This is a genomic window from Actinomyces howellii (assembly GCF_900637165.1).
GTDB classification, from domain to species: domain Bacteria; phylum Actinomycetota; class Actinomycetes; order Actinomycetales; family Actinomycetaceae; genus Actinomyces; species Actinomyces howellii.
Window position 1 is genome coordinate 556,293 of record NZ_LR134350.1, and the last position, 23,225, is coordinate 579,517.

The window sequence follows — 23,225 nt, forward strand, 5'->3', positions numbered from 1 at the left end:
CCCTGCCCGGCGCCAGCGGTCCCGCAGCCGCCTCGGCCCGCCCGACCCACCTCGCTCAGCCCTCCTCACCCCGGGCGGCGCGCACGCGCTCAAGGTTGCGCCTGAAGGACGGGACGTAGGGGTGCTGCTCGCCGAGCCGGCGGACCGCCTCGTCAACGAGCGTCTCGAGCTCGCTCACGGCCTGCCCCAGCCGGCCGGCGCACTCGTGGGCGTAGGCGAGGTTGTTCCGAGCGGACAGCGTGTCGGGGTGGGTGGGACCGAGCACCCGCTCGGCGTCCCGGACGACCTCCTCGTACAGGAGCGCTGCCCGGTCGGGCTCACCGGCGTCCCGCACGGCCCCCGCGAGGTTGTTGCGCGCCGTCAGGGTCAGGGGGTGGTCGGTGCCGACGAGGGCGACCGTGCCCTCAAGCACCTGCTCGAACAGGGGAACCGCCCGGGACGCCTCGCCCGTGGCGCGCAGGGCCGCGGCCAGGCTGTTGCGTGCCGTCAGGACGTGGGCGTGCCCCTGCCCCATCTGCTCGACGAGCACGTCGACGGCCTCGGTCAGGGTGAGGGTCACCGGCGACGGGGCGAGCCTGGCGGCGTGAGCGAGTGCCGCGGCCCCCTGCTCACGGCCCAGGACCCGGCGGGAGTAGCTCTGGACGGCAAGCGCCTGAAGCTGGCCGACGAGGTCCTCGACCTCACGGCGCCAGTGCCGCGGGTCGCGCACGCGGTCGAGGCGGACCCCGCCCAGGAGGCGAGCCGCCCGGTCCGCAGCAGCCTCCACCGCCTGGTCGTCCATACCGGCCCGGACGGCGGCCCCGTCCTCGACCCTGACCGTCGCCCCGTCCGCGGACAGCGAGCACACCCCGTCAGCCACGAGAACGGCCAGGGCACCGCGCAGTGCCCCCGGGCCCTCGTCCCCGCCGTCGGCCTCGTCCGCTCCGTCCGCTCCGTCCGCCCTGTCCGCTCCGTCCAGGCGCAGCAGCCAGCGGGCCGGCACTCCCGACTCGGCGAGCAGGGCCAGCACCTCGAGCTCACAGCGGGCGGTCCCGGCGCGCGACAAGACCTCGTCACCGGGGGCGGCCTGTCCGTCGAGCGGACCGGGCGCACCGACGGTGCACCGGTCCTGCCCGCCGGTGGCGGAGCCTGGAGCGTCCTTCATGAGCGCATGGTACCGGCCCCGCGCACACGGCTCCCGGGCCGCAGGAGGGAACCTGCACGACCAGGCCCCGCGACCGCACCGGTGCCGGGCACCGGCCGGGCACGGTAGGTTCGTGCCCGTGAGCGACACCCTGAGGAGCACCGCGACCGGTCCGGGCCAGGACGCCTCGGACACGGCCGGCCGCACCGGGGGGCGCCGGGCCGCTCTCTCGCCGTCACGGGCCAAGGACTTCATGCAGTGCCCCCTGCTGTTCCGTCTGCGCACCGTCGACAGGCTGCCCGAGCCCGGCTCCCTGGCCACGCACAAGGGCACCCTCGTCCACTCGGTGCTCGAGGACCTCTTCGACCTGCCTGCCGCTGAGCGGACCGAGGCCTCGGCCCTGGCGATGCTCCCGGCGCGGTGGGAGGCCCACCGCGCGGCCGACCCCGGCGTCATGGACCTGTTCGGCGACCAGGGCGAGGTCGACCGGTGGCTGGCTGAGGCCCGCGGCCTCATCTCCACCTACTTCCGGATGGAGAACCCGCGCCGTCTGGAGCCTGCCGAGCGTGAGCTCCTCGTTGAGGCGGAGAGCTCGCAGGGGCTGCTCCTGCGCGGCTTCGTCGACAGGCTGGACGTGGCCCCCGACGGAGCGATGCGGGTCGTGGACTACAAGACCGGCCGGTCTCCCGGGCCCCGCTTCATCGAGGAGGCGCTGTTCCAGATGCGCTTCTACGCCCTGGTGCTGCGGCGCCTGCGGGGACGTGCTCCCGCCCGCCTCCAGCTGCTCTACCTCAAGGACGGCCGCACCCTGACCCACGACCCGCGCCCGGCCGAGCTGGATGCCACTGAGACCCGACTGGCCCACCTGTGGGAGGAGGTCGAGGACTGCGCCGTCTCGGGACGGTTCACCCCGCGGCGCTCACGACTGTGCGACTGGTGCGCCCACCACGCCCACTGCCCCGTGTTCGGCGGCACGACACCGGAGCTGCCCGAGCAGGGGGTGGCACGGTTGCTCACCGCCCGGCGCAGGCCGGGCGCATGACGGCCGGCCCCGGTCGGGACCCACGGCGTCTCCGGTCGTGGGCGGTGGTGGACACGACGGCGGCATCCGGACTATCTTGCCCAGCAGGTCGGCGCCCCTGGCGCAGACCCTCCGGGCAGCCCGGTGCAGGGACACGAGCTGCCGCAGCCTGATCCGAAGGAACCTCATGAACCCCCAGGTCCGCTCCGCCGTCGGCCACGCCATGTGCGGGACGCGGTGCTGTACGTGCGGCCTGGTCGGAGGGTTCTGAGGGCACCGCGGACTCACGACAGCTCCTCACGCACCCCCGGGGCCGCCAGGACACGGCGCCCCACCCGACCAGGCGACCACCCCGTCCCCATCATCCTGCGGGCGTCGGGTGAGACGCGCGTGTGCACCCTGACCGGCGGCGCACCGCCGCGGTCGACTCACCCGGGCCCCTGGCGGGCCGCTGTCGCGGCCGGACAAGGACCACTCATGATCATCACCGGCCTGGCCGTGGGCGCAGTCCTCGGCCTCATCCTCCAACGTGGACGCTTCTGCATCACCGGCGCCTTCCGGGACCTGTGGGTCTCCCGCTCCTGGCGCTGGTTCACGGCCCTCCTCGTGGCCGTCGCCGTCCAGGCGGTCGGTGTCGGCGCCCTCACGGCGCTCGACGTCATCGCCCCCGAGATCCCTCCGCTGTCCGTGGTCGCCGTCGTCGTCGGCTCCTTCGTTTTCGGCGTCGGCATCGTCCTGGCCGGAGGGTGCGCCACCGGAACCTACTACCGTGCCGGCGAGGGACTCGTCGGCTCCTGGCTGGCACTCGTCGCCTACGCCCTGGCGGCATCGGCCTCCAAGACCGGTTTCCTGGCCCCGGTGACCACCTGGGTCCAGGGCCTGTGGGCCACGGGGCTGACAACCGTCCCGGCCACGGTCGGGGCGCCGGAGTGGACCGGAGTCGTCCTCCTGCTCGCAGCCACGGTCCTCCTCGTACGCCGGCAGATGCGCCACGCGGCACAGCACCCGGTCGGGATCCAGCTGCCCGCACAGCGCTCAGGAGCGGCCCACCTCCTGTTCGAGCGGGCCTGGAACCCCCTGGTCACCGGCGCCCTCGTGGGCGTCGTGGCCGTCATCGCCTGGCCCGCGTCCTGGGCGACCGGTCGCCACGACGGCCTGGGCATCACGGCACCGACCTCCAACCTGCTGGGCTTCATCGTCACCGGGGACACCAACCGCCTCGACTGGGGCGTCCTGCTCATCGTGGGCATCGTCCTGGGCTCCTACGCCTCAGCCCGAGCCTCGGGAGAGTTCCGGGTGCGGGTGCCGTCAGCCACCGTCATCAACCGCTCCGTGGGCGGCGGCCTGCTCATGGGCATCGGCGCGGCCTGGGCAGGAGGGTGCTCGATCGGCAACGCCCTCGTGCAGACCTCCCTGCTGTCCTGGCAGGGCTGGATCGCCCTTGTCTTCCAGGTGCTCGGGGTCGGCCTGAGCGCCTACCTCACCCTCATCCGGCCACGGCGCGCACGCAGGCTGGCCCGTGAGGAGGCGTTGAGCCGGGCCGCCGCGTCGAGGCCCCAGGACGAGGCCGAGCCCGCCCGCGTGCCCGCACCGCTGTGAGCGCCTCACCGGGCATGGCTCCGGCCACCGCGACCGGCCGCCACCGTGCGTGACCACGTGTCTCCCGTCCCCACCACCCCACCCTGTTCCGTCTTCTGTCTGTCTCTGTCTGTCTCTGTCTGTCACCACCAAGGAGGTACCCGACATGCGCACCGTGCTCGAGACCGAGGGCCTTGTGTGCCCCTTCCCCGTCATCGAGGCCGAGGAGGCGATGGCCGGGCTGAGCAAGGGCGATGAGCTCGTCATCGGCTTCGACTGCACCCAGGGGACCCAGTCGCTGCCCGCCTGGGCCGCCGACAACGGCTACACCGTCACCGAGTTCACCCGGACCGGCAACGCCTCCTGGTCGATCACCGTGCGCAAGTAGCGCGCACGAGACCACCCGGGCGGGCGTGCCGTCGCGCGCACCCACCCCGTGCGCCTACGGTTGGCCCATGGAACACAGGAGGCTCGGCGCAACCGGTCTGCGCGTCTCAGCCGTCGGCCTGGGCACGATGACCTGGGGGCGGGACACCGACGCCCTCGAGGCCAAGGAGCAGCTCGAGATCTTCCTCGACGCCGGAGGCACCCTCGTGGACACGGCCGCCTCCTACTGCGAGGGGGCGAGCGAGGAGGTCATCGGCGCGCTCCTGGCCGAGCACGTCGACCGTCGCGACATCGTCCTGGTGTCCAAGGCGGGGGTGCGCACCTGGCGCACAGGCACCCGCGCCACGGCCGCCGACGCCTCACGGGGCACGCTCCTGGACACCCTCGACGACTCGCTGACCCGGCTGGGGACCGACCACCTCGACCTGTGGCTCGTCCAGGTCCCCGACCCCACGACGCCGATGGAGGAGACCGTCGACGCCCTGCGCCGGGCGGTCGACTCGGGCAGGACCCGCTATGTCGGCCTGTCCAACCACCCCGCCTGGGCCACCGCGCACGCCGCCTGCCTGCTCCACGGACACGGCCCAGGGCTGGCCGCCGTCGAGGTCGAGCACTCGCTGCTCTCCCGCGGCATCGAGCGGGAGGTCCTGCCCGCCTCCAGCGTGCTGGGCTTCGGTGTCATCGGCTTCGCCCCCCTGGGCCGCGGGGTCCTCACCGGCAAGTACCGCGCCTCGACCCCGCCGGACTCGCGCGGAGCCTCACCTCACCTGCGCTCCTACGTCGCCCCCTACCTCGGTGAGCGCCACGCGGGCGTGGTCGAGGCCGTGGCTACCGCCGCGGTCGGCCTGGACCGCAAACCGGTCGAGGTAGCGATGGCCTGGGCCCGCGACGCCGCGGGCGTCGCCTCGACGGTCGTCGGCGCACGGACCCCCAGCCAGCTGCACGGCGTGCTGGCCGCCGACGACCTCGTCCTGCCCGTCCAGATCCGCCGCGCACTCGACGAGGTGACAGCCCCTGACCTCGGCTACCCGGAACGCTTCTAGGACAAGCCTCAGTCCGTGTCTGCGTCCGTGTCTGCGTCCATGTCTGCCATGACCGCCATGCCGGTCATGGCAGACATGCTGCCGGTCCCGCTGAGCACCGGCGCCGACCGCTCCCCCGCTACCGTCCCGGGCCCGACCACCGCTCAGGACCGCCGGTAGGAGGCACCGCCGTCCTCGTCGCGGTCGTACTCGTCGTCGACGTCCTCATCGTCATCATCGTCGTCATCGTCGTCATCGTCGTCATCATCGTCGACGTCGCTGTCGTACTCGTCATCGTCATCGTCGAAGTCGACGTCGTCATCCTCGTCGTCGTCCTCGTCATCGTCCTCGTCATCGAAGTCGTCGAAGTCGTCCTCCTCGCCCTCGGAGTCGACGATGTCGAGGGGCAGCTCGATCCCGTATGCGGTGAACAGGGCGTCGTCGTAGGTGAAGAAGGCGTCCTGCAGCGAGGTCTCTGCGGCGACGACCGCCGGTGAGAGCTCGTCACCGGTGGCGGCTGCGTCCAGGTGCGCCTCGAGGGCGGCGATGAGTCGGTTGAGCGCGGACCGCGGGTCGTTCGTCATGTGGGACACACTACCGGCTTCCCGTCCTGACGGCGCACGCCTCGTACTCGAGGGCGTGCGCCGTCAGGACGCCTACCGGACCCGTGCCCGTACGCCCTCGTCGAGGGCCCGGCCGCCGGGAGGCCCGGCCGTCTGCCTGTCAGTCCCCCAGGCCGAGCTGGGAGGAGATGTACCCCAGGTAGAGGTCCTCGCCCTTGAACCGGGAGGTCTCCTCGGGTCCCAGGACCACCCGGCGGCCGTCGCGCAGGACCTGGGAGGCGCCGCCGTCGGGCCCCAGGGGCAGGACGACGTGCTCGGGCAGCGGGGTGTAGGTGGCGGTGGGCTCCTGTCCTGCGATGAGGGAGGAGATGTTGGCGGCCACGACCTCGGCGTGGGCCCGGGCGGCGTCGGCCCGCTTGGTCTCTCGCACGTCGGTGATGTCGCCGATGGCCCACACGCCGGGGTGGCCGACGACCCGCAGGTGCTCGTCGACGCGGATCGTGCCGTCGTAGCGGCGGATCTCGTCGTAGTCGGCACCCAGGAAGCCGGTGGCGGCCGAGGCGCCGTAGGCGCGGAACCACATGTCGGCCTCGATGCGGCGCCCGCCCTTGGTCATGACGCGGAAGGGTGAGAGCACCCCGGGGTCGACCGGAGGCAGGGAGGCGAGCTTGTCGCCGGTGATGACCTCGACGCCGCGCTCGGCCAGCTGGGAGGCGATGGCCTCACGCAGCGAGGGCTCGTAGTCCCTGGCCGGCAGGATCTCCGCCCCGGCCTCCACAAGGGTGACCGCGATCTGCGGGAAGGCCGAGGTGATCTCGCCGACGAGCTCGATGCCCACGTCCCCGGCGCCGGCCACGAGCACCCGGGTGGCCTGCTCGAGGTTGGCCCGGGTCCGTTCGATGCGCGCCCTGGCCACCACCGAGGAGGAGTCGAGGTGCTTGGCGGGGAAGGGGTAGGCGGTTCCCGTGGCCAGGACGAGCTGGTCGGCCTCGATGGCGCCCGCGCCCGAGACCTGGACCGTCGTGCCCGACACGCCCAGGACGGTGCCCTGGACGACGCGACCGCGCGAGAGCAGACGGTCGTAGGGCATGAAGATCTTCTCAGCCCACTGCGCGTCCACTGCGGCGCGCAGCGCTGCGGCGTGGTTGACGAAGCTGTCCTTCTGCTCGACGAGGGTGACCTCGGCGATCTCGTCGAGGGCCTTGGCCAGGGTGATGCCCCCGTAGCCTCCGCCAACAATGGTCACTCGCGTCATCTGTGCGTCCTTCCGGTTCGGGGTGGGTCGGCGCCGGGGCGGCGGCACACGGCTGTCTGTTGTCATCGGTGCCGGGGCCCGCCCCGGCCCGCCGGTCAGGTGAGGCCGTCCCATCTCAGGACAGGGGTGATCCGGGGGTCACCCCGGTGAGCTCCCGGGAGGACCGTGGGGCGTGGGGACTCCCCGTGGGAGCGGTCGCGGCCATGGCGCCATCGTGCCACGACCTCGCCCCTCGGCACGCCAGGCGCCCCCACCCGAGGCCGTCACCGTTCCTGGGCCGGGGTCTGCGGCTCACCGCCGGTCCCGACCGCGAGCCCGATGAGGAGCTCGAGGGTCTCGTGGTCGGTCGGGTGGGACGAGGTCGTGCCGGAGGCCTTGCTGGTCCAGTAGCCGTCAACCGCGAGCAGGGCGATCCGCTGCATCGGCGTGAGCGTCTCGGGGTCCCCGACCCACTCGGCTTGGAAGGTCTCCCACGCCGTGAGGAGCCGGGCCGCCTCCGGCCGGCCCGAGATCATGAAGGCGAGCTCCCCGGGCAGGATCGAGCCGTCGACCACCGAGCGCACCAGGGCGCGGATCCGCTCAGCGCGGGTGGCGGCCTCGAAGGGCTTGCCCAGGGTGTCGAGGGCCTCGGTCGTCCACTGGTCGAGGAGGTGGTCGGCGATGGCCTCGATGAGAGACTCCCTGTTGCGGAAGTGGTAGACGACCCCGCCGCGGGTGAGCCCGGTGTGCTCGGCCACGGCCTCGAAGGTGAGGCGGTCGTAGCCCTCGCGCGCCGCCACCTCGAGGGCGCCCAGGACGATCCGCTCCCTGTTGGACCTCCTCATCGCACCGCCTGCTCCTGGGGAGCCGGGCGGGCCTCGGGACGGGTCGCGTCCTGTTCCCCCTGGCCGCCCAGCTCCTCACCGGCGGGGACCCGGAGCCAGGCCATGACCGCGGCGACGGCGAGGATGATCGCCGCGACGCAGGCCGTCGTCTGCATGGCGTGGGTGAAGGCCAACCGGGCACCGTCGTAGAGCACCGCCTGGGCGGGGTCGGCACGGTCGACGACACCGGCCAGGGTGGCCAGGGACTCACGGGCGGCACCGGCGACATCCGCTGGAACCGTCTCGTCGACCTCTCCCAGGCGCATGCGGTAGCCCGTGTCCTGGACGGTGCCGAGCACGGCGATGCCCATGGCCGCGCCGAGCTCGATGGCGGTCTCGGAGATGGCCGACGCCGCCCCCGCCCTGCGCGCGGGCACCGCGCTCAGGATCGCGGCGTTGGCCACCGCCGAGGCGACGCCCACCCCGACACCGACGACCGCCAGCGCCGCGGCGAGGTAGGCATAGCGCTGCGCCCCCTCGGCCAGCGCCAGGCCGGCCAGGCCCGCCGCAGCCGTCCCGAGTGACAGCCCCAGGGTCCGGCCCTGGCCGAGCCTGATGACGAGCCACCCCACGAGGACGACCGACAGGATCGACGCCACCGAGCTGGGCAGCTCGGCCAGGCCGGCCTTGAAGGTGGGGTAGCCGCGCACGAGCTGGAGGTACTGGCTGAAGAAGTAGAACAGCCCCGCCAGGCTGAACACGGCCATGAAGGCCGAGACGACGGCCCAGGTGAAGCCGGGGTTGCGGAACAGGGTGACGTCGATCAACGGCGTGGTGAGCACGCGTTGGCGGCGAAGGAAGACCCAGCCCAGGGTGAGGCCGAGGAGGGCGGCGCCGATCGCCGTCGGCGTCAGCCCGTCGTGAGCGAGCGTCTTGACGGCGTAGACCGTGGGCACGATCGCCCCCACGGACAGGGCGGCCGAGGCCAGGTCCACCGGCGCGCCCTCGGTGTTGCGAGACTCGGGCAGGAGGAACAGGCCGGTGCCCAGGACAAGCAGCATGACGGGGATGTTGATGAGGAAGACGCTCCCCCACCAGAAGTGCTCGAGGAGGTAGCCGCCCACGAGGGGGCCCAGCGCCGTGCCTCCGGCGGTGCCCGCCGACCAGACCGCGATCGCGGTGCGGCGGTGGCGCGGGTCGGGGAAGACATTGCGGATGAGCGACAGCGTCGAGGGCATGATCGTGGCTCCGCTGACACCCAGCAGGGCGCGGGCGGCGATGAGCGCCTCCGCGCTCGGGGCGAAGGCGGCCAGGGCGCTGGACAGCCCGAAGCCGACGGTCCCGATGAGCAGAAGGCGCCTGCGTCCGATCCGGTCGGCGACGTTGCCCATCGTGACGAGCAGGCCCGCCAGGGCGAAGGAGTAGATGTCGCCGATCCACAGCAGCTGGGTGGCGCTGGGCGCCAGGTCCGCGGACAGGGCGGGGATCGCCAGTGACAGGACCGTGGAGTCGATGGTCAGGATGAGGACCGCCACGGTGAGGACGGCCAGTGCCGCCCAGTCGCGGGCGCGGGGAGGTGAAGGTGGCGTGGTCACCCCGTAACTGTACTGTACGTACAGTACAGTTACGGGCGTGGGCTCGGGTGACTCGCGACACGGAGACGCGGGAGCGCCCGCTGCGCACCGGAGCCGACCGCCTTGCCCAGGAGCCTCGAGCACCCCCCGCCGCGGCATCAGTCCCCTACAGCCCGAGCACACCGGCGACGTCGGGTGGGAAGTAGCCCGGGCCCTTGAGCACCTTGCCGTCCTCTCGGTAGATGGGCCGCCCGTCGGCGCCGAGCTTGGACATGTTGGAGCGCTGGACCTCGGTGAGCACCGCGGCGAGGTCGATGCCGGTCTCCAGGGCCATCCCGTAGATGACGTAGACGAGGTCGGCCAGGGCGTCGGCGGCCTCGGCCGTGTCGCGGGTGCCGTCGTCGGCGGACACCGCACGGCTGAAGGCCGCCTCGATCTCCTGCCTGGCGGCGCGCCCGTAGACGGCACCGGTCAGCTCGGCGAACTCCTCGGCGACCAGAGACATGCGCATGTGGAGGCTCTCACGATCCAGGCTCGCGCCGTCGACGCGCACCGGCAGGCCGTAGACCTTGTGGAACTGGCGCACGAGGGCCTCGGGGTCGTCCCCCTCACGCTCGCCCACACCTGCCTGGTCGACCAGGGGGGTGCGCCGGCCGGCGGTGCGCGAGGTGCCGTTGCCCCGACCCGTCGGCTCGGCGGAGGCGGGCAGCGGGCCGTCCCAGGGCGCACGCGGCTCACGGGGGTCCTCAGCCAGGAGCGTGCCGACCCAGCCGTCCTGCAGGCTGCCGTCGTTGCCGAGGTAACGACGGCGCCGTGCCTCCTTGACGAAGCCCAGCCGCCAGGCCACGCGCCAGGAGTCCCAGTTGGGGACGCCGTCGTGGATGTCGCAGGCCCAGCCCAGGGCGCTCAGGCCCACGGGGCCGCTGGGGTCGAAGACGACGTCGATGACGGCGCGGGCGGCGCGCAGGATCGTGCCGCGCCCGCGGGCCTCGGGAGCGAGCCAGAAGCCGAGCTCTCCGCGACCACCTGTTGTCAGCGTGACCCCGATCATGCCGACAAGCCGGGTACCAGCCTCCGGGCGCACCTCCCGCACCCCCCAGGTCAGCTCCTTGCCGCTGTCCCACCCCGGTGCGACGACCGAGGAGACGAAGATCTCAGCGTCCTGGGTGGTGTAGTGACGAGGGACGAGAGTCCACTCCTGGATGTCCGGGTCCTGGCAGATCTCGGCGATGCGTTCGACATCTGACCCGGCGGGCACCGACAGGACGAGCTCGGGCAGGCACACGCCGTCCTGCTGGGAGGCAGGGACTCGGATCTCGAAGGGCTCCATGCCGCCATGCTATCGACCCGCCGTAGGACCACCTCAGACCCCGCGAGGCCGCGCGCTGCCCGAGGCCCGCGCCGGTCCACCCGCTCCCCGCGGCGACTCAGGAGGAGGCGGCCCTCGGGCCTCGCCTGCGCAGAACGGGCCAGCTGACCGCCAGGACGACCCCTCCGACCAGTCCGTAGACGAGGGCGACCCACGTGCCGTGCGCGTCGGCGAACCACCCGATGACCGGTGGGGAGACGAGCATGATGACCCGGGCGAGCCAGGACACGATCGTCAGCCCCTGACCGGGCCGCAGGCCGGGGATGTCGTCGGCCGCTGCGTAGGCCACCGGCACGGCCACCGCGCAGCCGGTGCCGGCGACGACCATCCCGATGAGGGTGCCGGGCACGGACCCGATGACGAGGGCGATCGTCATGCCCGCGGCGACGAGCACCCCTCCCCAGGCGATGACCTTGCGGGGGCCCAGCCGGTCGATGACCGTGTCGCCCAGGAGCCGTCCCACGATCATCGTTCCCTGGAGGCACACCAGCCCCATGCCGACCATGCCCGGGGCGGCCCCCTGCTCGGCCAGGAGGAGGGAGGACCAGCTCCCCGCCACGTCCTCGGGGAACATGGCCGCGGCGCACATGGTCCCCAGGACGGCGATGACGACGACCGTGACGAGCCTGGAGGGGGCAGGGCCCTTGTCGGCACCGGGCGCCTCCTGCCCGTGCGGTGCTGCGGCGCCCTCCGCCAGGCCCTGGCGGTCGGCGGAGTCGGGCCCCGGAATCATCCACGGCAGGGCCGTGCCGGCGACAAGGCACAGGAGCACGAGGACGACGAGCATGTGGAGCCCGACGGGGACGCCGGCACCCGCCATGAGCTGTCCCATCATGGCGCCCAGCACCGCGCCCAGGGACCATGCGGCGTGGAAGCTCGTGATGATCGACCCGCCCCAGCGGCGCTCGACGCGCAGGCCGTGGGCGTTCTGCGCGACGTCGACGATCGCGTCGATGCCGCCCACCCAGGCCAGGCAGACGGCGAAGACCAGCCAGGAGTCAGCCAGTCCCGCCCCCACCAGGCCCAGCCCGAGGACCATCATGCCCACCGAGGCCACCCGGGCGGAGGTCAGGCGGGTGATGAGCCAGGAGGCGGCCAGCCCGGCGACGAGCGCGCCCACCGATCCGAACATGACGGCCTGCCCGAACTCGGCCTTCGTGATGCCCAGGTGCACGAGGATCTCGGGGTAGCGGGGCACGAGGTTGGCAAAGCCCAGGCCGTTGGCCAGGAAGGTGAGGTAGACGGCCACGCGCGCCTTGACGAGGGCTCGTGGGCGCCGAGGGACGTCGGTGGTCACAGCGTTGTGTTCCTTGTGCGTGTCTGGCGGGTTCGCGGTCAGTGTAGCGCTCAACCTGATCGGGGCCCGCCAGCATCCTGGACCGCCCGCTCGGCTCGCTGCGCTCGTGGACGACCCGTTGCGACGAGCCGTTGCGACGATCCTGGAGCCGCGCCCCGGCCCGTGCGGGCCGCAGCCACCGCGCAGGCGGGCCCCGCGCCGGCCCTGCCCCGGCAGGAGCATGACTGAGGGCCCGGTCCAGGTGGTGCCTGGACCGGGCCCTCAGTGCCGCGGTGTCCGAGGGGGGACTTGAACCCCCACGCCCGTTTAATAAGGCACTAGCACCTCAAGCTAGCGCGTCTACCTATTCCGCCACTCGGACTCAGTTGTCGGTGATGACCAGTGCTTGTCACTGCTCGCCACTGCGTGTCGCTGTCGCGGCAGGCGCGGGCCCGCCGGGACGGTGAGAAACTTAGCATGCCCGCGGCGCGGGGTGCACATCAGGTCCGGTGCCGTGCATCACAAGGACCGGGGTGGACCGTCCTGGAGGGCCTCAGCCCCGTCGGTAGCCCCGTCGGGTGCCGGCCCGCGTCAGTCTGACAGGGCCAGGACCTCGACGCGGGTGCCCAGGGTGGTCGACTCCCCCGGCCCCAGGAGCCTGGCGTGCTCGCGCACCGCGGCGCTCTCGACGCACAGCATCGAGGCGAACTCCTCGTCGGCCATGTCCGCCATCGCGGCGGCACCGCTGCGCCAGGGGTTCCACACGACGGTGCTCGGGGCGTTGGACCCGGTCACGAGGATCTGGCGCCCACCGGCGGGGTCGCGGACCGTGACCGGCCCCTGGGAGGAGTAGACCCGGTCGGTCGGGCCGCTGATCCGCAGCGCCCCGACCTGGGTGTTGCCGCGGGTCCCCTCGACGCCGTCGGAGTAGGTGGCGCCCTCCAGGCCGGTGACCTCCACCGCGGTGACGTCGCCGACAGCCAGGTAGGTGTGCAGCGCCGCCTCGATCTCACGCGGCTCCCGCCCCGTGTTGCGCAGGGACAGGGTCAGCTCGAGCTCATGACCCACGTGGACGACGTAGAGGAGGCTCAGCCCGTCGTGCTCCAGGCCCAGGAGCACGCGCACCGAGCCGTCACGCTCCTGCTCGACCGAGCGCAGGACCCACGGGCGCAGGCGCCCCCACCCGTGCGAGGGGCGCTGGAGCCCGTCGACACCGGTGGTGAACCACGGCAGGCACAGGGGCACGCCACCGCGGATCGCCGTGGCGCCGTCAAAGACCGCCTGACGGGAGGTGAAGACGACCTCCCTGCCCCCACGGGGCACCCAGGAGGTCAGGTGCGCGCCGTGGAGGTAGATCTGCGACGAGCCTGCGGGGGCGTCGATAAGGAGACGAGGCTGACGTCCCCGCCCCGGACCCACGGCGGTCGAACGAGGGAGCCGGAGGGAACCGGCGTCGGGGCCTGTGCGTGGACCGGTGCTCATGGACTCCACGCTAGTAGGCTGGCGCCGTCCCGTCAGCAGACCGGGCCACCGAGATGCACGACGACGAACGACGACGAACAACGACGAACGACGACGAACCGACCGGGCCTCAGCGGCAGCAAGAGGGAGTGAGGCGGAGGCGATGGCACCCACGACGACGGCCCCAGGGGGCGGCCCTCCAGGCCGCGGGGCGCGCACAAGCGGCACCGCCGGGCAGTTCACGGCCGTGCTGCTGGACCTGGACGGCACGATCACCGACTCGGCGCCGGTCATCCTGGAGTCCCTGAGCACCGTCCTGACCGAACTCGGTGTACCGGTGCCGGACCACGCCACGCTCATGAGCTTCGTCGGGCCGCCGTTGTCGGCCACCTTCAGGGGCTACGCCGGCCTGGACGCCGCGGCCACCGAGCGCGCCCTGGCCTCCTACCGCCGTCACTACCGCGGGCGGATGCTCGACGCCCCGCTCTACGAGGGCGTCGCCCCCCTCCTGCACGCCCTGGCCGACCAGGGAGTCCCCCTGGGCCTGGCCACCTCGAAGAACGAGGAGCTGGCAGGCCTCATCCTCGACCACTGGGGGCTGTCCCCGCTGTTCACGGTGGTCAGCGGCGCGGGCCCCGCCGACCACGACGGTTCCAAGGGCGCCGTCATCACCCGTGCCCTTGAGCGCCTCGAGGCGGCTGGGGCGGAGACCTCCCGGGTCGTGCACGTCGGGGACCGCGACCACGACACCCTCGGGGCGCGCGAGGCGGGCGTGGAGTGCATCGGCGTGCTGTGGGGCTACGGAGACGCCGCCGAGCTCGCCGACGCCCGGTGGCTGGCCCGTCGGCCGACCGACCTGTCCGCCCTGCTCACCGCTGAGGCCCTGCCGTGAGCGCGCCGGACGGCCTGCCCGACGGAGGGCCCCAGGAGGCCGCGGTGGCCTTTGAGCCCGCGGTTGCCTCTGATCATGCCGACGCGGCCCGCCCGGGCACGACGGCACCGGAGCCGGCTCCCGCGCGGGGTGGCGACCCTGGCCGGGCCGGTGGGCTCAGGGTGCCCGTGCTGGGGATGCTGCGTCGCCTGCGCTCGGGGCGGGACGCCCTGGACCGCACGATCGAGCGTGCCGAGCAGGCGCGCCTGGAGGCCCGCACCCGGCAGATGCTCTACGAGGACCGGCCCGCCCCCTCCCCCGGCCCGATCGACCAGGACGGTGCGCAGGACCGGCCCGCGGCCGGGGTGCTGAGCACCCTGCCCTCCTGGCTCGTGCGAGGCGGCGTCGGCGCCTGGCTGCTGCTGGGACTGCTCATCGTCATCAGCCTCGTGTTCTTCGCGACCTCCCGGATCATCCCGGTGTTCATCGGGGTGTTCATGGCCCTCGTGCTCACCTCGATCCTTCAGCCGCTGGTCAACCTCTTCGCCCGGGTCATGCCGCGCTACCCCGCGACCTTCCTGGGCCTGCTCACCGCCCTGGGCCTGGTGGCGGGCCTGCTGGCCTACGTCGTGTCCTCGGTGACCAACCAGTGGAGCTCCCTGGCCGCCCAGTTCTCGGACGGCGTGTCCACGATCGTCGACTTCCTCGAGAACGGCCCCCTGCCCGTCCACCTCACCCAGGACCAGCTCATGGGCCAGGTCGACACGTGGCTGGCCCAGGGGCAGAGCTATGTCCAGGACAACGCCCCGACCCTGGCCAGCGAGGTCCTGTCCAATGCCGGGACCGTCGTGGACGTCTTCGCCGTCCTGGCGCTGGCGGTGTTCTCCACGATCTTCTTCCTGGCCTCCGGCGCCAGGATGTGGCGCTGGTTCCTCAACGAGCTGCCCGCCCGGCAGCGCGAGTCGGTGCACCGCGCCGCCGGGGCGGGCTGGTACACCTTCGCGGGATACGCGCGCGGCACGGTCATCGTGGCACTGACCGACGGGATCATGGCCGGCGTCTTCCTCCAGATCGTCGGCGTCCCGCTGGCCGCTCCGCTGGCGGTGCTCGTGTTCATCGGCGCGTTCATCCCGATCATCGGCGCCCCTGCCGCGATGCTCATCGCCATGATGGTGGCGCTGGCCTCCGACGGCGTCGTGACGATGGTCGTCGTGTGCCTGGGCGTGGCCGGGATCGGCCAGATCGAGGGGCACATTCTTCAGCCGCTCATCATGGGGCGCCAGGTCTCGCTCCACCCGGTCGTCGTCATCATCGGTGTGGCGGTGGGCACCTACGCCGCGGGCCTGCTGGGCGCCATCGTGGCGGTGCCTCTCATCAGCGTCGCCTGGTCGGTGTACTCCGAGCTTCACGTCAGGGACGCGCCCGTCGTCGGAGAGCTGCCCGCCTACCCGGCCCGGGACGGCTGAGGCCCCGGCAGGGGCGGCGGGGCGCACGCACCGGGCTCGAGGCGCCTGCCCTCCCCTCAGCACCAGTCCCGGCTGCCTGCGGAGACGACCCCGGGCAGGGCCTCAAGACGCTCGGCGCGCAGGGCCACGACCCCGTCGGCCGCCTCGACCGTGCCGCGCACCACGAGCGCGCGGGCCCTCCTGCCCACCGCCCGGTAGCGCCTCCACAGCCCCTCCGAGCACACGACGTTGAGCAGCCCGGTCTCGTCCTCGAGGTTGAGGAAGATCATGCCCGACGCCGTGTGAGGCCGCTGCCGGTGGGTGACGACCCCGGCGGCTCGCACCCGGGCCCCGTCAGCAGTGGACATGACCTCCGCGACGCTGAGGACCCCGGAGGCCGCGAGGCGACCGCGCACGAGCTCGATCGGGTGCGTCTCGGTGGACACCCCTGTCAGGCTGAGGTCGGCAGCCTGCCGCTCGGCACGGCTCATCTCGACCAGGCGCGGGGCCCTGGCACCGACGGCGGTGCCCGGCAGGGGCGGCTGGTACCAGGCTCCCCCCGCGGGGTCCGGGAGGTGGCGCAGCCCGTACTCCCCCGCCAGGACCCCGGCGGCCCACAGGGCCTCGCGCCGCCCGACCCCCAGAGAGGACAGCGCCCCGCAGGCGGCCAGGGACTCCAGGCACGTCCGGCTCAGGCGCACCCTGCGCGCGAGGTCGGCCGCATCAGCGTACGGACCGTTCGCGACGCGCTCGGAGACGATCGCGGCGGCGGTCTGCGTCCCCAGTCCCTTGACGCGGGCCAGTCCCAGGCGCACCGCCAGGTCCGGGTGGACGTCCAGCTCGGTCAGGGCGTGGGGGTGGGGCCGCGCGGTAGCGCCCGGGACGGGCCCGCCCCCGGTCGGCGGCCCGGGCTCCGTCTCCCCGGTCCCCCCTGCGGCACCGACCCTCTCCACCGAGGCCTGGCAGGCAGAGACGTTGACGTCGGCGGGCAGGACCCGCACGCCGTGGCGGCGGGCGTCGGCCACAAGGGACTGGGGAGACCAGAAGCCCATGGGCTGGGCGGCCAGGACCCCGGCGTAGAAGTCCTCTGGCCTGCGGACCTTGAGCCAGGCCAAGGCGTAGACGAGGTAGGCGAAGGAGAAGGCGTGGGACTCGGGGAAGCCGAAGTCGGCGAAGCCACGCAGCTTGTCGAAGACCGTCTCAGCCACGTCACGCTCCGCCCCGCGTGCGGTCATTCCCTCCACGAAGCGGTCGTGGAGCGCCTCCATGCGCTCGGCGGAGCGCTTGGACCCCATGGCCTGGCGCAGGGCGTCGGCCTCGGCCGGGCTGAAGCCCGCGGCGTCGACGGCGATCTGCATGAGCTGCTCCTGGAACAGCGGCACCCCCAGGGTCTTGGCGAGGGCCGGTCGGAGGGAGTCGTGGAGGTAGTCGACCTTCTCCCGGCCCAGGCGCCGGCGGATATAGGGGCTGACGGCATCACCCTGGATGGGGCCGGGGCGGATGAGCGCGACCTCGACGACGATGTCGTAGAAGGTCGCCGGGCGCAGGCGGGGCAGGGTGGCCATCTGGGCGCGGGACTCGACCTGGAAGACCCCCACGGTGTCGGCGGCGCTCAGCAGCCTGTAGACCGCGGGATCCTCCTCAGGCAGGGTGTGCAGGCTCCAGGGCCTGCCGGACTGGGCGGCCCGCAGGGTCCCCCGCCCCTGACCGTGGGCGCCGTCGGGCTCGGGGACCCGTTGACCGCGCTGGTCCAGGCTCGTGAAGGCCAGGCGCAGGGCGGTGAGCATGCCCAGCCCCAGGAGGTCGAACTTGACCAGGCCCGCGGCGGCGCAGTCGTCCTTGTCCCACTGCAGGACGCTGCGCCCCTCCATCGCGCCCCAGCGCACCGGGCAGACCTCAGTGACCGGGCGGTCGGCCAGGACCATGCCGCCTGAGTGGATGCCCAGGTGGCGCGGCAGGCGCAGGAGCCGCTCGGCCACCTCCACGACCTGCTCAGGAGGCTCGTCCGCACGCAGCGGGGCGCCCGGGGGGCAGGAGGAGCTGTCGGCGGCTCCTCCTGCCCCCGGGCCCTGGGCTCGCACCGAGCCCCAGCGGTCCATCTGCCCGGCCCAGGCGTCCTGGAGGCCGGCCGGGTGCCCCAGGGCGCGGGCCGCATCGCGCACCGCCGAGCGGGGGCGGTAGGAGATGACGTTGGCCACCTGGGCGGCGCACTCGCGCCCGTAGCGGTCGTAGACGTGCTGGATGACCTCCTCACGTCGGCAGGCCTCGATGTCGAGGTCGATGTCGGGGTAGCCGGCCCGTCCCGGGGACAGGAATCGCTCGAAGAGCATCTTGTGCCGCACCGCGTCCACCGCGGTGATCCCCAGGGCGTAGCACACCGCGGAGTTGGCGGCGCTCCCCCTGCCCTGGCACAGGATCCCGGCGTCCTGGCAGAAGTCCACGATGGAGCGCACGATGAGGAAGTAGCCGGGGAACCCCAGGGACTCGATGACGTCGAGCTCGTGGTCGAGGACCTCCCAGGCCTCGCGGTCCTCCTGGCGGCTCCCGTAGCGGCTCAGCGCGCCGCGTCGTGTCAGCTCACGCAGCCAGGAGGCGGGGGTGTGCCCGTCGGGGACCTCGGGCTCCGGCAGCTCAGGGGTCACGAGGGACAGGTCGAAGGCCAGGTCCTGGGCGATCTCCGCGGTGAGGTCCACGGCACGGGGCTCGCGACGGTGAAGACGGGCCATCTCCCGGGGTCCGCGAAGCCATCGGCCCAGCGCCGGCAGGTGGCCGCGGACCGACTCCAGATCGGCGCACAGACGGGTGGCGGCCAGGACGTCGGCCAGCCGGGAGTCCGCCGGGCGGGCGCAGCGCACCGCCCCTGTGGCCACCAGCGGCAGGCCATGGGCACGAGCGAGCTCGGACAGGACCGCGGTGAGGGCCGCGTCAGCGTGCCCCCCGTCCAGGACGATCTCGACGGCCAGGGAGTCGGGGCCGAGGACCTCCACCATCCGCCCCAGGACGGCGTCGGCCCCCGCCCTGTCCCAGCTCTCCGGGCGACCGGGGTCGCCCAGGGTGCGGCGCACAGGACCGTTGGCCGTGCCGGTCAGGACCAGGCAGCTGCTCGGGCCTCCGGTGCCCGGGGCCCTGAGCGCCTCGGCCAGGACCTCCAGGCGGTGGGCGGGCTCGACGCGGCTCCCGGCCTCGAGGTTGTGCCGGGAGATCGCTGAGCACAGGCGGCGGTAGCCCAGCGGGCTGCGAGCCAGGACGGGCAGACGGGAGCCGTCGGCCAGGGTGAGCTCGGCGCCGTGGACCGTGGGCAGGCCGTGGGCCCGGCCCGCCTGCGCGTGCTTGACGATGCCGGGCATGCCGTCGTGGTCGGTCAGGGCGAGGGCCTCCAGGCCCAGCCCGACCGCCGCGGCGGCAAGGTCCTCGGGCTCGTTGGCCCCGTCGAGGAAGGAGTAGGCCGAGTGGGCGTGGAGCTCGGCGTAGCGGTGGGTCACGAGCCCTCCCCTGCCCGGCCGGCGGGAGGGCCCGACACACAGGAGTCGAACATATGTACACTCTACTCGGAGCCACCTGCGACCACCGAGCCCGGGAGCCCCGGGAACCTGAGACGAACCTGAGACGATGAGGACCTCAGGACCGCGGGCGGCTACCGTGCCGCACAGGCGGGCACGCCCCGCCGTCCACGTCCCCTGCACCAGGAACTCCCGTGAGCACAGCCCATCCCCACGACCCACATGACGCCCCCGTCGACCTGCACGGGCCCGAGGAGCCCGGCGCCGGGCAGGCGCCCGCTCCCGACCAGGGCCTGAGGCGCTCGCTGCGCACCCGGCACCTCAACATGATCGCCATCGGCGGCGCGATCGGCACCGGCCTGTTCGTCGCCTCGGGAGCGACCATCTCCCAGGCCGGCCCGGGAGGGGCGCTCGCCGCCTACTGCCTGGTCGGCCTCATGGTGTGGCTCATCATGCAGTCCCTGGGCGAGATGGCCGCCTACCTGCCGGTAGCGGGGTCCTTCGGGGAGTACGGCACGCGCTTCGTGTCCCCCTCCTTCGGCTTCGCCATCGGCTGGAACTACTGGTTCAACTGGGCGATCACCGTGGCTGCCGAGCTCGTCGCGGCGGCACTGGTCATGAAGTACTGGTTCCCGGAGGTCCCCGCGATCGTGTGGTCGGGCCTGTTCCTCCTCGTCCTGTTCAGCATCAACGTGCTGTCGACCCGCGCCTACGGCGAGTCCGAGTTCTGGTTCGCCGCCATCAAGGTCACAGCCGTCATCGTCTTCCTCGCCCTGGGCGTGGCCATGATCACCGGGGTCATCGGTCAGGCGCCGGGAACCGTCAACTGGACCAGGGGCGAGGCCCCCTTCGTCGGCGGGGGCACCGGCGTGCTCATCGTCCTGCTCCTGGCCGGCTACTCCTTCCAGGGCACCGAGCTCATCGGCACGGCCGCGGGCGAGGCGGAGAACCCGGAGACAACCATTCCCCGGGCGGTGCGCACGATCTTCTGGCGGATCCTGCTGTTCTACGTCGGGGCCATCGCCGTCATCGGCTTCCTCATCCCCTACACCGACCCCAACCTGCTCAACTCCTCCGAGGAGAACGTCTCGATCAGCCCCTTCACCCTCATCTTCGACAAGGCCGGCGTCCTGGCCGCGGCCAGCATCATGAACGCCGTCATCCTCACCTCGGTGCTCTCAGCAGGGACCTCCGGGCTGTACTCGTCGACCCGCATGCTCTTCGCCCTGGCCGAGCGGGGGCACGCCCCGCGCTTCCTGACCCGTCTGAGCCGCCACCAGGTCCCGATGAACGCCCTGGTGGCCACGACCCTCGTGGGACTGGCGGGGTTCCTCACCTCGCTGGTGGGCGACGGGCGCGCCTACGAGCTGCTGCTCACGGTCTCGGCGCTGGCAGGCTTCATCACCTGGGCGGGCATCTCCTGGTGCCACTGGAGGTTCCGCGCGGCCCTGAGGGCCCAGGGCCGGGACCTGAGCACGCTTCCCTACCGTGCGCGCTTCTTCCCCGCCGGCGCCGTGGTCGCGCTCGTGGCCTGCACGGCGATCATCGTGGGCCAGGCCTACGACCCCCTGGCCTCGGGGGCGCCCGTGGGCGAGGTCCTCATGTCCTACGTGGGCGTCCCCTTCTTCTTCGCCCTGTGGTGGGGGCACAAGCTGGTCACCCGCGCCCCGGGGGTGGACCCGGCGACGGCGGACCTGGGCCGGTCGTAGGCGCCACGGCTGCGCGCCCGCGCCCAGGGCGCGGGCGCGCCCGTCCCTCAGGTCGACACGAGCAGGGCCCCCAGGACCGCCAGGGTCCACGACGCCAGGGAGCCGATGAGGAACTCCTCGGCCTTGGCCCCGGTGTCGTCCTTGGAGATCTCGGGGAAGCGGATGACGCCCTTGGCTGCCACGAGCGCGGCCACGGCCGCGTGGGCTCCCCCGGCGGCCAGCAGGAGCAGGAGGACCCGCTCCAGCGGACCGATCCACCGGCCGCCCTGGAGCGCCGGGCCCGCGGAGGCGGCCGTGGGGACCTGTGCCTGGGTGCCCAGCAGCAGCGGGTGACCGGAGGACGTACGGCCAGCAGGTGCCTGTGAGGTGCCCTGGGGCGGCGGAGGCTCCGCTCCGTCCTGCCCCGCCCCCGCCACGGCGAGCAGCGAGGTAACCGCCGCGTTGGCCGGTGCGGTGAGCATGAGCAGGACGCCCGTGACCGCGGCCGCGGTGGCGGCACGGTCCACGACGGGACCTGTCAGGGCCGCGCTGAGGGCCATCACGCCGATGGCTGCGACCCAGCGCGCGAGCTCGTGGCGAGGCCCGCAGGCGCCGGCCTCCCACAGGCGCCAGGCCAGGGGCACGAGGAGCACGATGCCCGCCTGCCAGGTCGCCAGGCCCAGCACGGCCGCCAGGACAGCGCCGACAAGCAGCGCCAGCGCCGTCGGGACGACGCGGAGGACGGCGCGCCTGCTCTCCGGGACGAGGCGGGCAACGGGTTCGGTCAGGGAGACGATGCCCAGCAGCAGGGCGAGAAGTGAGGTCATGACCTACCTCCTGCGGTTCACGGGTCAGGGACAGCGAGGCCGTCGACGAGGGACTGGGCCTCCAGGACCGCCGCCCCCGGGCCGCGCACGAACTCGGAGACGGCCTGCTGGCTCAGCCTCTCACGCCGAGCGACCTCGACCTGGGTCGCGCCCATGAGAAGACCCGCGAGCACCCGGCGCTGGCGGGCGCGCATCCTGGAGACCGCCTGGTCACGCAGGAGGAGCATGGCGTTGGCCACCGCCTCCCCCTGGGCGGTGGGCGTCGGGTCCACGAGGGTCCCGGCCCCGTCGGCCACGCGCAACCAGGTGCGGGCGAAGGACCTGCCCCGCTCCTGGAGGCCGTGAGCGAGGTCGATCGCCTCGCGGGCCGCCCACCAGGCGGAGCCGTCCTGGATGGGGGCGCCCGCCCCCGGGGACAGAGCGGAGACCTCCCCCGCCCCCACCCCGAAGCGCAGGGCGAGCCCGTCAGGCAGGAGCAGGTGCGTGCGCAGCGTCAGGGTCAGGGCCCCTGCCAGGTCGACAGCCACCGCCTGGAACTCGTCCCCGACGGTGGCGTAAGGATCCTGGCTCATCGACAGGCCGAGACGGGCCTGCTCCAGGGCGGCCGTGACGGACTCCTGCGCACGGGCCCGGTCGGGCAGACGACGGGAGCCGACGATGTCGGCAATGAGGGCGTACACGACGGCCATGCCTCACGCTAACCCTTGTAGTCGGGCCAGTACAAGCCTGAGCGAGATGCCTGCGGTCTCTGCGGTCCCGGCGGTCTCTCCGGTCTATGCGGTCCCGGCGGTCCCTGTCGCCCGAGGCCTCCGCGGCTACCCGGACAGGCGCCCGCCAGCCTGAAGGTAGCACGTGCCGCACAGGGCCTCGTAGGTGACCTCGGCCCCGTCGATCGCCACCTGGTCGCCGTCGAAGACGAAGCCGCCGGCGCTGTCGGCGCTGCCGGCGACCCTGCGCGCCGAGAACAGCGCCTTGCGCCCGCAGCGGCAGATCGTCTTGAGCTCCTCCAGGGAGTGGGCGATCTCCAGCAGGCGGCGCGAGCCGGGAAAGCTGACGGTTCGGAAGTCGGTGCGGATGCCGTAGGCCAGAACGGGCACCTCCTCGAGGAGCACGATCTCCATGAGCTGGTCGACCTGCGCCGCGGTGAGGAACTGGGCCTCGTCGACCAGGATGCAGTCCACCGCCTGTCGCAACGAGGTCCGGGAACCCGGTGCCAGGCGGGCACGCACGTGCTCGCGCACGCGGGCGCCCAGGTCCTCCGAGGCCGAGACCAGCAGGTCGACGCGCCGGGAGACCCCCAGGCGGGAGACGACCGCGTCATCGCCCTTGGTGTCGATGGAGGCCTTGATGATGAGGACCGTCTGCCCCCTCTCCTCATAGTTGTGGGCCGTCTGGAGCAGACCGGTCGTCTTGCCCGAGTTCATGGCGCCGTAGCGGAAGTAGAGCTTGGCCACGCCGTCTC

Annotated in this window: 18 protein-coding genes, 1 tRNA gene and 1 pseudogene; 7 read left to right on the plus strand and 13 right to left on the minus strand. The window is 73.0% G+C overall.

What is annotated here, in order from left to right; genetic code table 11:
* Positions 1-55: 55 nt before the first annotated feature.
* On the minus strand, positions 56-1,144 hold the full coding sequence (locus EL245_RS02370) for a tetratricopeptide repeat protein (RefSeq protein WP_126381693.1): 1,089 nt from the start codon (positions 1,142-1,144) through the stop codon (positions 56-58).
* Between the two features lie 118 nt (positions 1,145-1,262).
* Between EL245_RS02370 and EL245_RS02375 the strand changes: the two genes are divergently transcribed.
* From EL245_RS02375 to EL245_RS02390, 4 genes are all read left to right on the plus strand, one after another.
* A complete protein-coding gene (locus EL245_RS02375) occupies positions 1,263-2,165 on the plus strand; it encodes a RecB family exonuclease (RefSeq protein ID WP_232009837.1) in 903 nt (300 codons plus the stop codon).
* Between the two features lie 456 nt (positions 2,166-2,621).
* On the plus strand, positions 2,622-3,743 hold the full coding sequence (locus EL245_RS02380; RefSeq protein ID WP_126381695.1) for a YeeE/YedE family protein: 1,122 nt from the start codon (positions 2,622-2,624) through the stop codon (positions 3,741-3,743).
* Positions 3,744-3,888: 145 nt separating this feature from the next.
* Complete coding sequence (locus tag EL245_RS02385; RefSeq protein ID WP_126381696.1) at positions 3,889-4,110, plus strand: sulfurtransferase TusA family protein; 222 nt, start codon at positions 3,889-3,891, stop codon at positions 4,108-4,110.
* Positions 4,111-4,177: 67 nt separating this feature from the next.
* Positions 4,178-5,152 carry an aldo/keto reductase gene (locus tag EL245_RS02390; RefSeq protein WP_126381697.1) on the plus strand — a complete coding sequence of 325 codons (975 nt, stop codon included), beginning with the start codon at positions 4,178-4,180 and terminating at the stop codon, positions 5,150-5,152.
* A gap of 221 nt (positions 5,153-5,373) precedes the next feature.
* Here EL245_RS02390 and EL245_RS02395 read toward each other — a convergent pair.
* The 8 genes and pseudogenes from EL245_RS02395 to EL245_RS02430 form a co-directional block, all read right to left on the minus strand.
* Positions 5,374-5,715, minus strand: a pseudogene (locus EL245_RS02395) (DNA primase); the annotation flags it as partial.
* A gap of 139 nt (positions 5,716-5,854) precedes the next feature.
* Positions 5,855-6,949, minus strand: coding sequence for an NAD(P)/FAD-dependent oxidoreductase (locus EL245_RS02400; protein WP_126381699.1), 1,095 nt, complete (start codon positions 6,947-6,949; stop codon positions 5,855-5,857).
* A gap of 263 nt (positions 6,950-7,212) precedes the next feature.
* A complete protein-coding gene (locus tag EL245_RS02405; RefSeq protein ID WP_126381700.1) occupies positions 7,213-7,773 on the minus strand; it encodes a TetR/AcrR family transcriptional regulator in 561 nt (186 codons plus the stop codon).
* Positions 7,770-9,347, minus strand: coding sequence for an MFS transporter (locus EL245_RS02410; protein WP_232009838.1), 1,578 nt, complete (start codon positions 9,345-9,347; stop codon positions 7,770-7,772). The genes EL245_RS02405 and EL245_RS02410 overlap by 4 nt, the downstream gene beginning before the upstream one ends.
* A gap of 145 nt (positions 9,348-9,492) precedes the next feature.
* A complete protein-coding gene (locus tag EL245_RS02415) occupies positions 9,493-10,656 on the minus strand; it encodes a GNAT family N-acetyltransferase (RefSeq protein ID WP_126381702.1) in 1,164 nt (387 codons plus the stop codon).
* Positions 10,657-10,753: 97 nt separating this feature from the next.
* Positions 10,754-11,992 carry an MFS transporter gene (locus EL245_RS02420; protein ID WP_232009839.1) on the minus strand — a complete coding sequence of 413 codons (1,239 nt, stop codon included), beginning with the start codon at positions 11,990-11,992 and terminating at the stop codon, positions 10,754-10,756.
* A 273-nt stretch (positions 11,993-12,265) separates the two neighbouring features.
* A tRNA-Leu gene (locus tag EL245_RS02425) sits at positions 12,266-12,353 on the minus strand.
* 209 nt (positions 12,354-12,562) lie between these two features.
* Positions 12,563-13,453 (minus strand): D-hexose-6-phosphate mutarotase, encoded by an 891-nt coding sequence (locus tag EL245_RS02430; RefSeq protein WP_126381704.1) that lies wholly within the window; start codon positions 13,451-13,453, stop codon positions 12,563-12,565.
* 142 nt (positions 13,454-13,595) lie between these two features.
* Here EL245_RS02430 and EL245_RS02435 point away from each other — a divergent pair, with 142 nt between their 5' ends.
* Complete coding sequence (locus tag EL245_RS02435) at positions 13,596-14,324, plus strand: HAD hydrolase-like protein (protein ID WP_232009840.1); 729 nt, start codon at positions 13,596-13,598, stop codon at positions 14,322-14,324.
* Positions 14,321-15,769 carry an AI-2E family transporter gene (locus EL245_RS02440; RefSeq protein ID WP_408608380.1) on the plus strand — a complete coding sequence of 483 codons (1,449 nt, stop codon included), beginning with the start codon at positions 14,321-14,323 and terminating at the stop codon, positions 15,767-15,769. Before EL245_RS02435 ends, EL245_RS02440 begins: the two co-directional genes overlap by 4 nt.
* 56 nt (positions 15,770-15,825) lie before the next feature.
* Here the strand turns inward: EL245_RS02440 and EL245_RS02445 are convergent, their stop codons facing one another.
* Entirely contained in the window at positions 15,826-19,230 is a 3,405-nt protein-coding gene (locus tag EL245_RS02445) for an error-prone DNA polymerase (RefSeq protein ID WP_126381705.1), read from the minus strand.
* Between the two features lie 257 nt (positions 19,231-19,487).
* On the opposite strand from EL245_RS02445, the gene EL245_RS02450 reads away from it, so the two are divergent.
* Positions 19,488-20,957 carry an amino acid permease gene (locus EL245_RS02450; RefSeq protein WP_232009912.1) on the plus strand — a complete coding sequence of 490 codons (1,470 nt, stop codon included), beginning with the start codon at positions 19,488-19,490 and terminating at the stop codon, positions 20,955-20,957.
* A gap of 47 nt (positions 20,958-21,004) precedes the next feature.
* Here the strand turns inward: EL245_RS02450 and EL245_RS02455 are convergent, their stop codons facing one another.
* The 3 genes from EL245_RS02455 to EL245_RS02465 all read right to left on the minus strand — a co-directional run bounded on the left by EL245_RS02455 (position 21,005) and on the right by EL245_RS02465 (position 23,217).
* On the minus strand, positions 21,005-21,763 hold the full coding sequence (locus tag EL245_RS02455; protein WP_126381706.1) for a beta-carotene 15,15'-monooxygenase: 759 nt from the start codon (positions 21,761-21,763) through the stop codon (positions 21,005-21,007).
* A 17-nt stretch (positions 21,764-21,780) separates the two neighbouring features.
* On the minus strand, positions 21,781-22,452 hold the full coding sequence (locus tag EL245_RS02460) for a SatD family protein (RefSeq protein WP_126381707.1): 672 nt from the start codon (positions 22,450-22,452) through the stop codon (positions 21,781-21,783).
* Between the two features lie 126 nt (positions 22,453-22,578).
* The gene (locus tag EL245_RS02465) at positions 22,579-23,217 is read right to left on the minus strand and encodes a thymidine kinase (RefSeq protein ID WP_126381708.1); all 639 of its coding nucleotides are present in this window, start codon (positions 23,215-23,217) and stop codon (positions 22,579-22,581) included.
* Positions 23,218-23,225 lie beyond the last annotated feature (8 nt).

Bases quoted from the DNA above. Each gene is read 5' to 3' on its own strand.
- EL245_RS02370 (WP_126381693.1), bottom strand. From the start codon at position 1,144: ATGAAGGACGCTCCAGGCTCCGCCACCGGCGGGCAGGACCGGTGCACC.
- EL245_RS02380 (WP_126381695.1), top strand. From the start codon at position 2,622: ATGATCATCACCGGCCTGGCCGTGGGCGCAGTCCTCGGCCTCATCCTC.
- EL245_RS02385 (WP_126381696.1), top strand. From the start codon at position 3,889: ATGCGCACCGTGCTCGAGACCGAGGGCCTTGTGTGCCCCTTCCCCGTC.
- EL245_RS02390 (WP_126381697.1), top strand. From the start codon at position 4,178: ATGGAACACAGGAGGCTCGGCGCAACCGGTCTGCGCGTCTCAGCCGTC.
- EL245_RS02400 (WP_126381699.1), bottom strand. From the start codon at position 6,949: ATGACGCGAGTGACCATTGTTGGCGGAGGCTACGGGGGCATCACCCTG.
- EL245_RS02405 (WP_126381700.1), bottom strand. From the start codon at position 7,773: ATGAGGAGGTCCAACAGGGAGCGGATCGTCCTGGGCGCCCTCGAGGTG.
- EL245_RS02415 (WP_126381702.1), bottom strand. From the start codon at position 10,656: ATGGAGCCCTTCGAGATCCGAGTCCCTGCCTCCCAGCAGGACGGCGTG.
- EL245_RS02430 (WP_126381704.1), bottom strand. From the start codon at position 13,453: ATGAGCACCGGTCCACGCACAGGCCCCGACGCCGGTTCCCTCCGGCTC.
- EL245_RS02435 (WP_232009840.1), top strand. From the start codon at position 13,596: ATGGCACCCACGACGACGGCCCCAGGGGGCGGCCCTCCAGGCCGCGGG.
- EL245_RS02455 (WP_126381706.1), bottom strand. From the start codon at position 21,763: ATGACCTCACTTCTCGCCCTGCTGCTGGGCATCGTCTCCCTGACCGAA.
- EL245_RS02460 (WP_126381707.1), bottom strand. From the start codon at position 22,452: ATGGCCGTCGTGTACGCCCTCATTGCCGACATCGTCGGCTCCCGTCGT.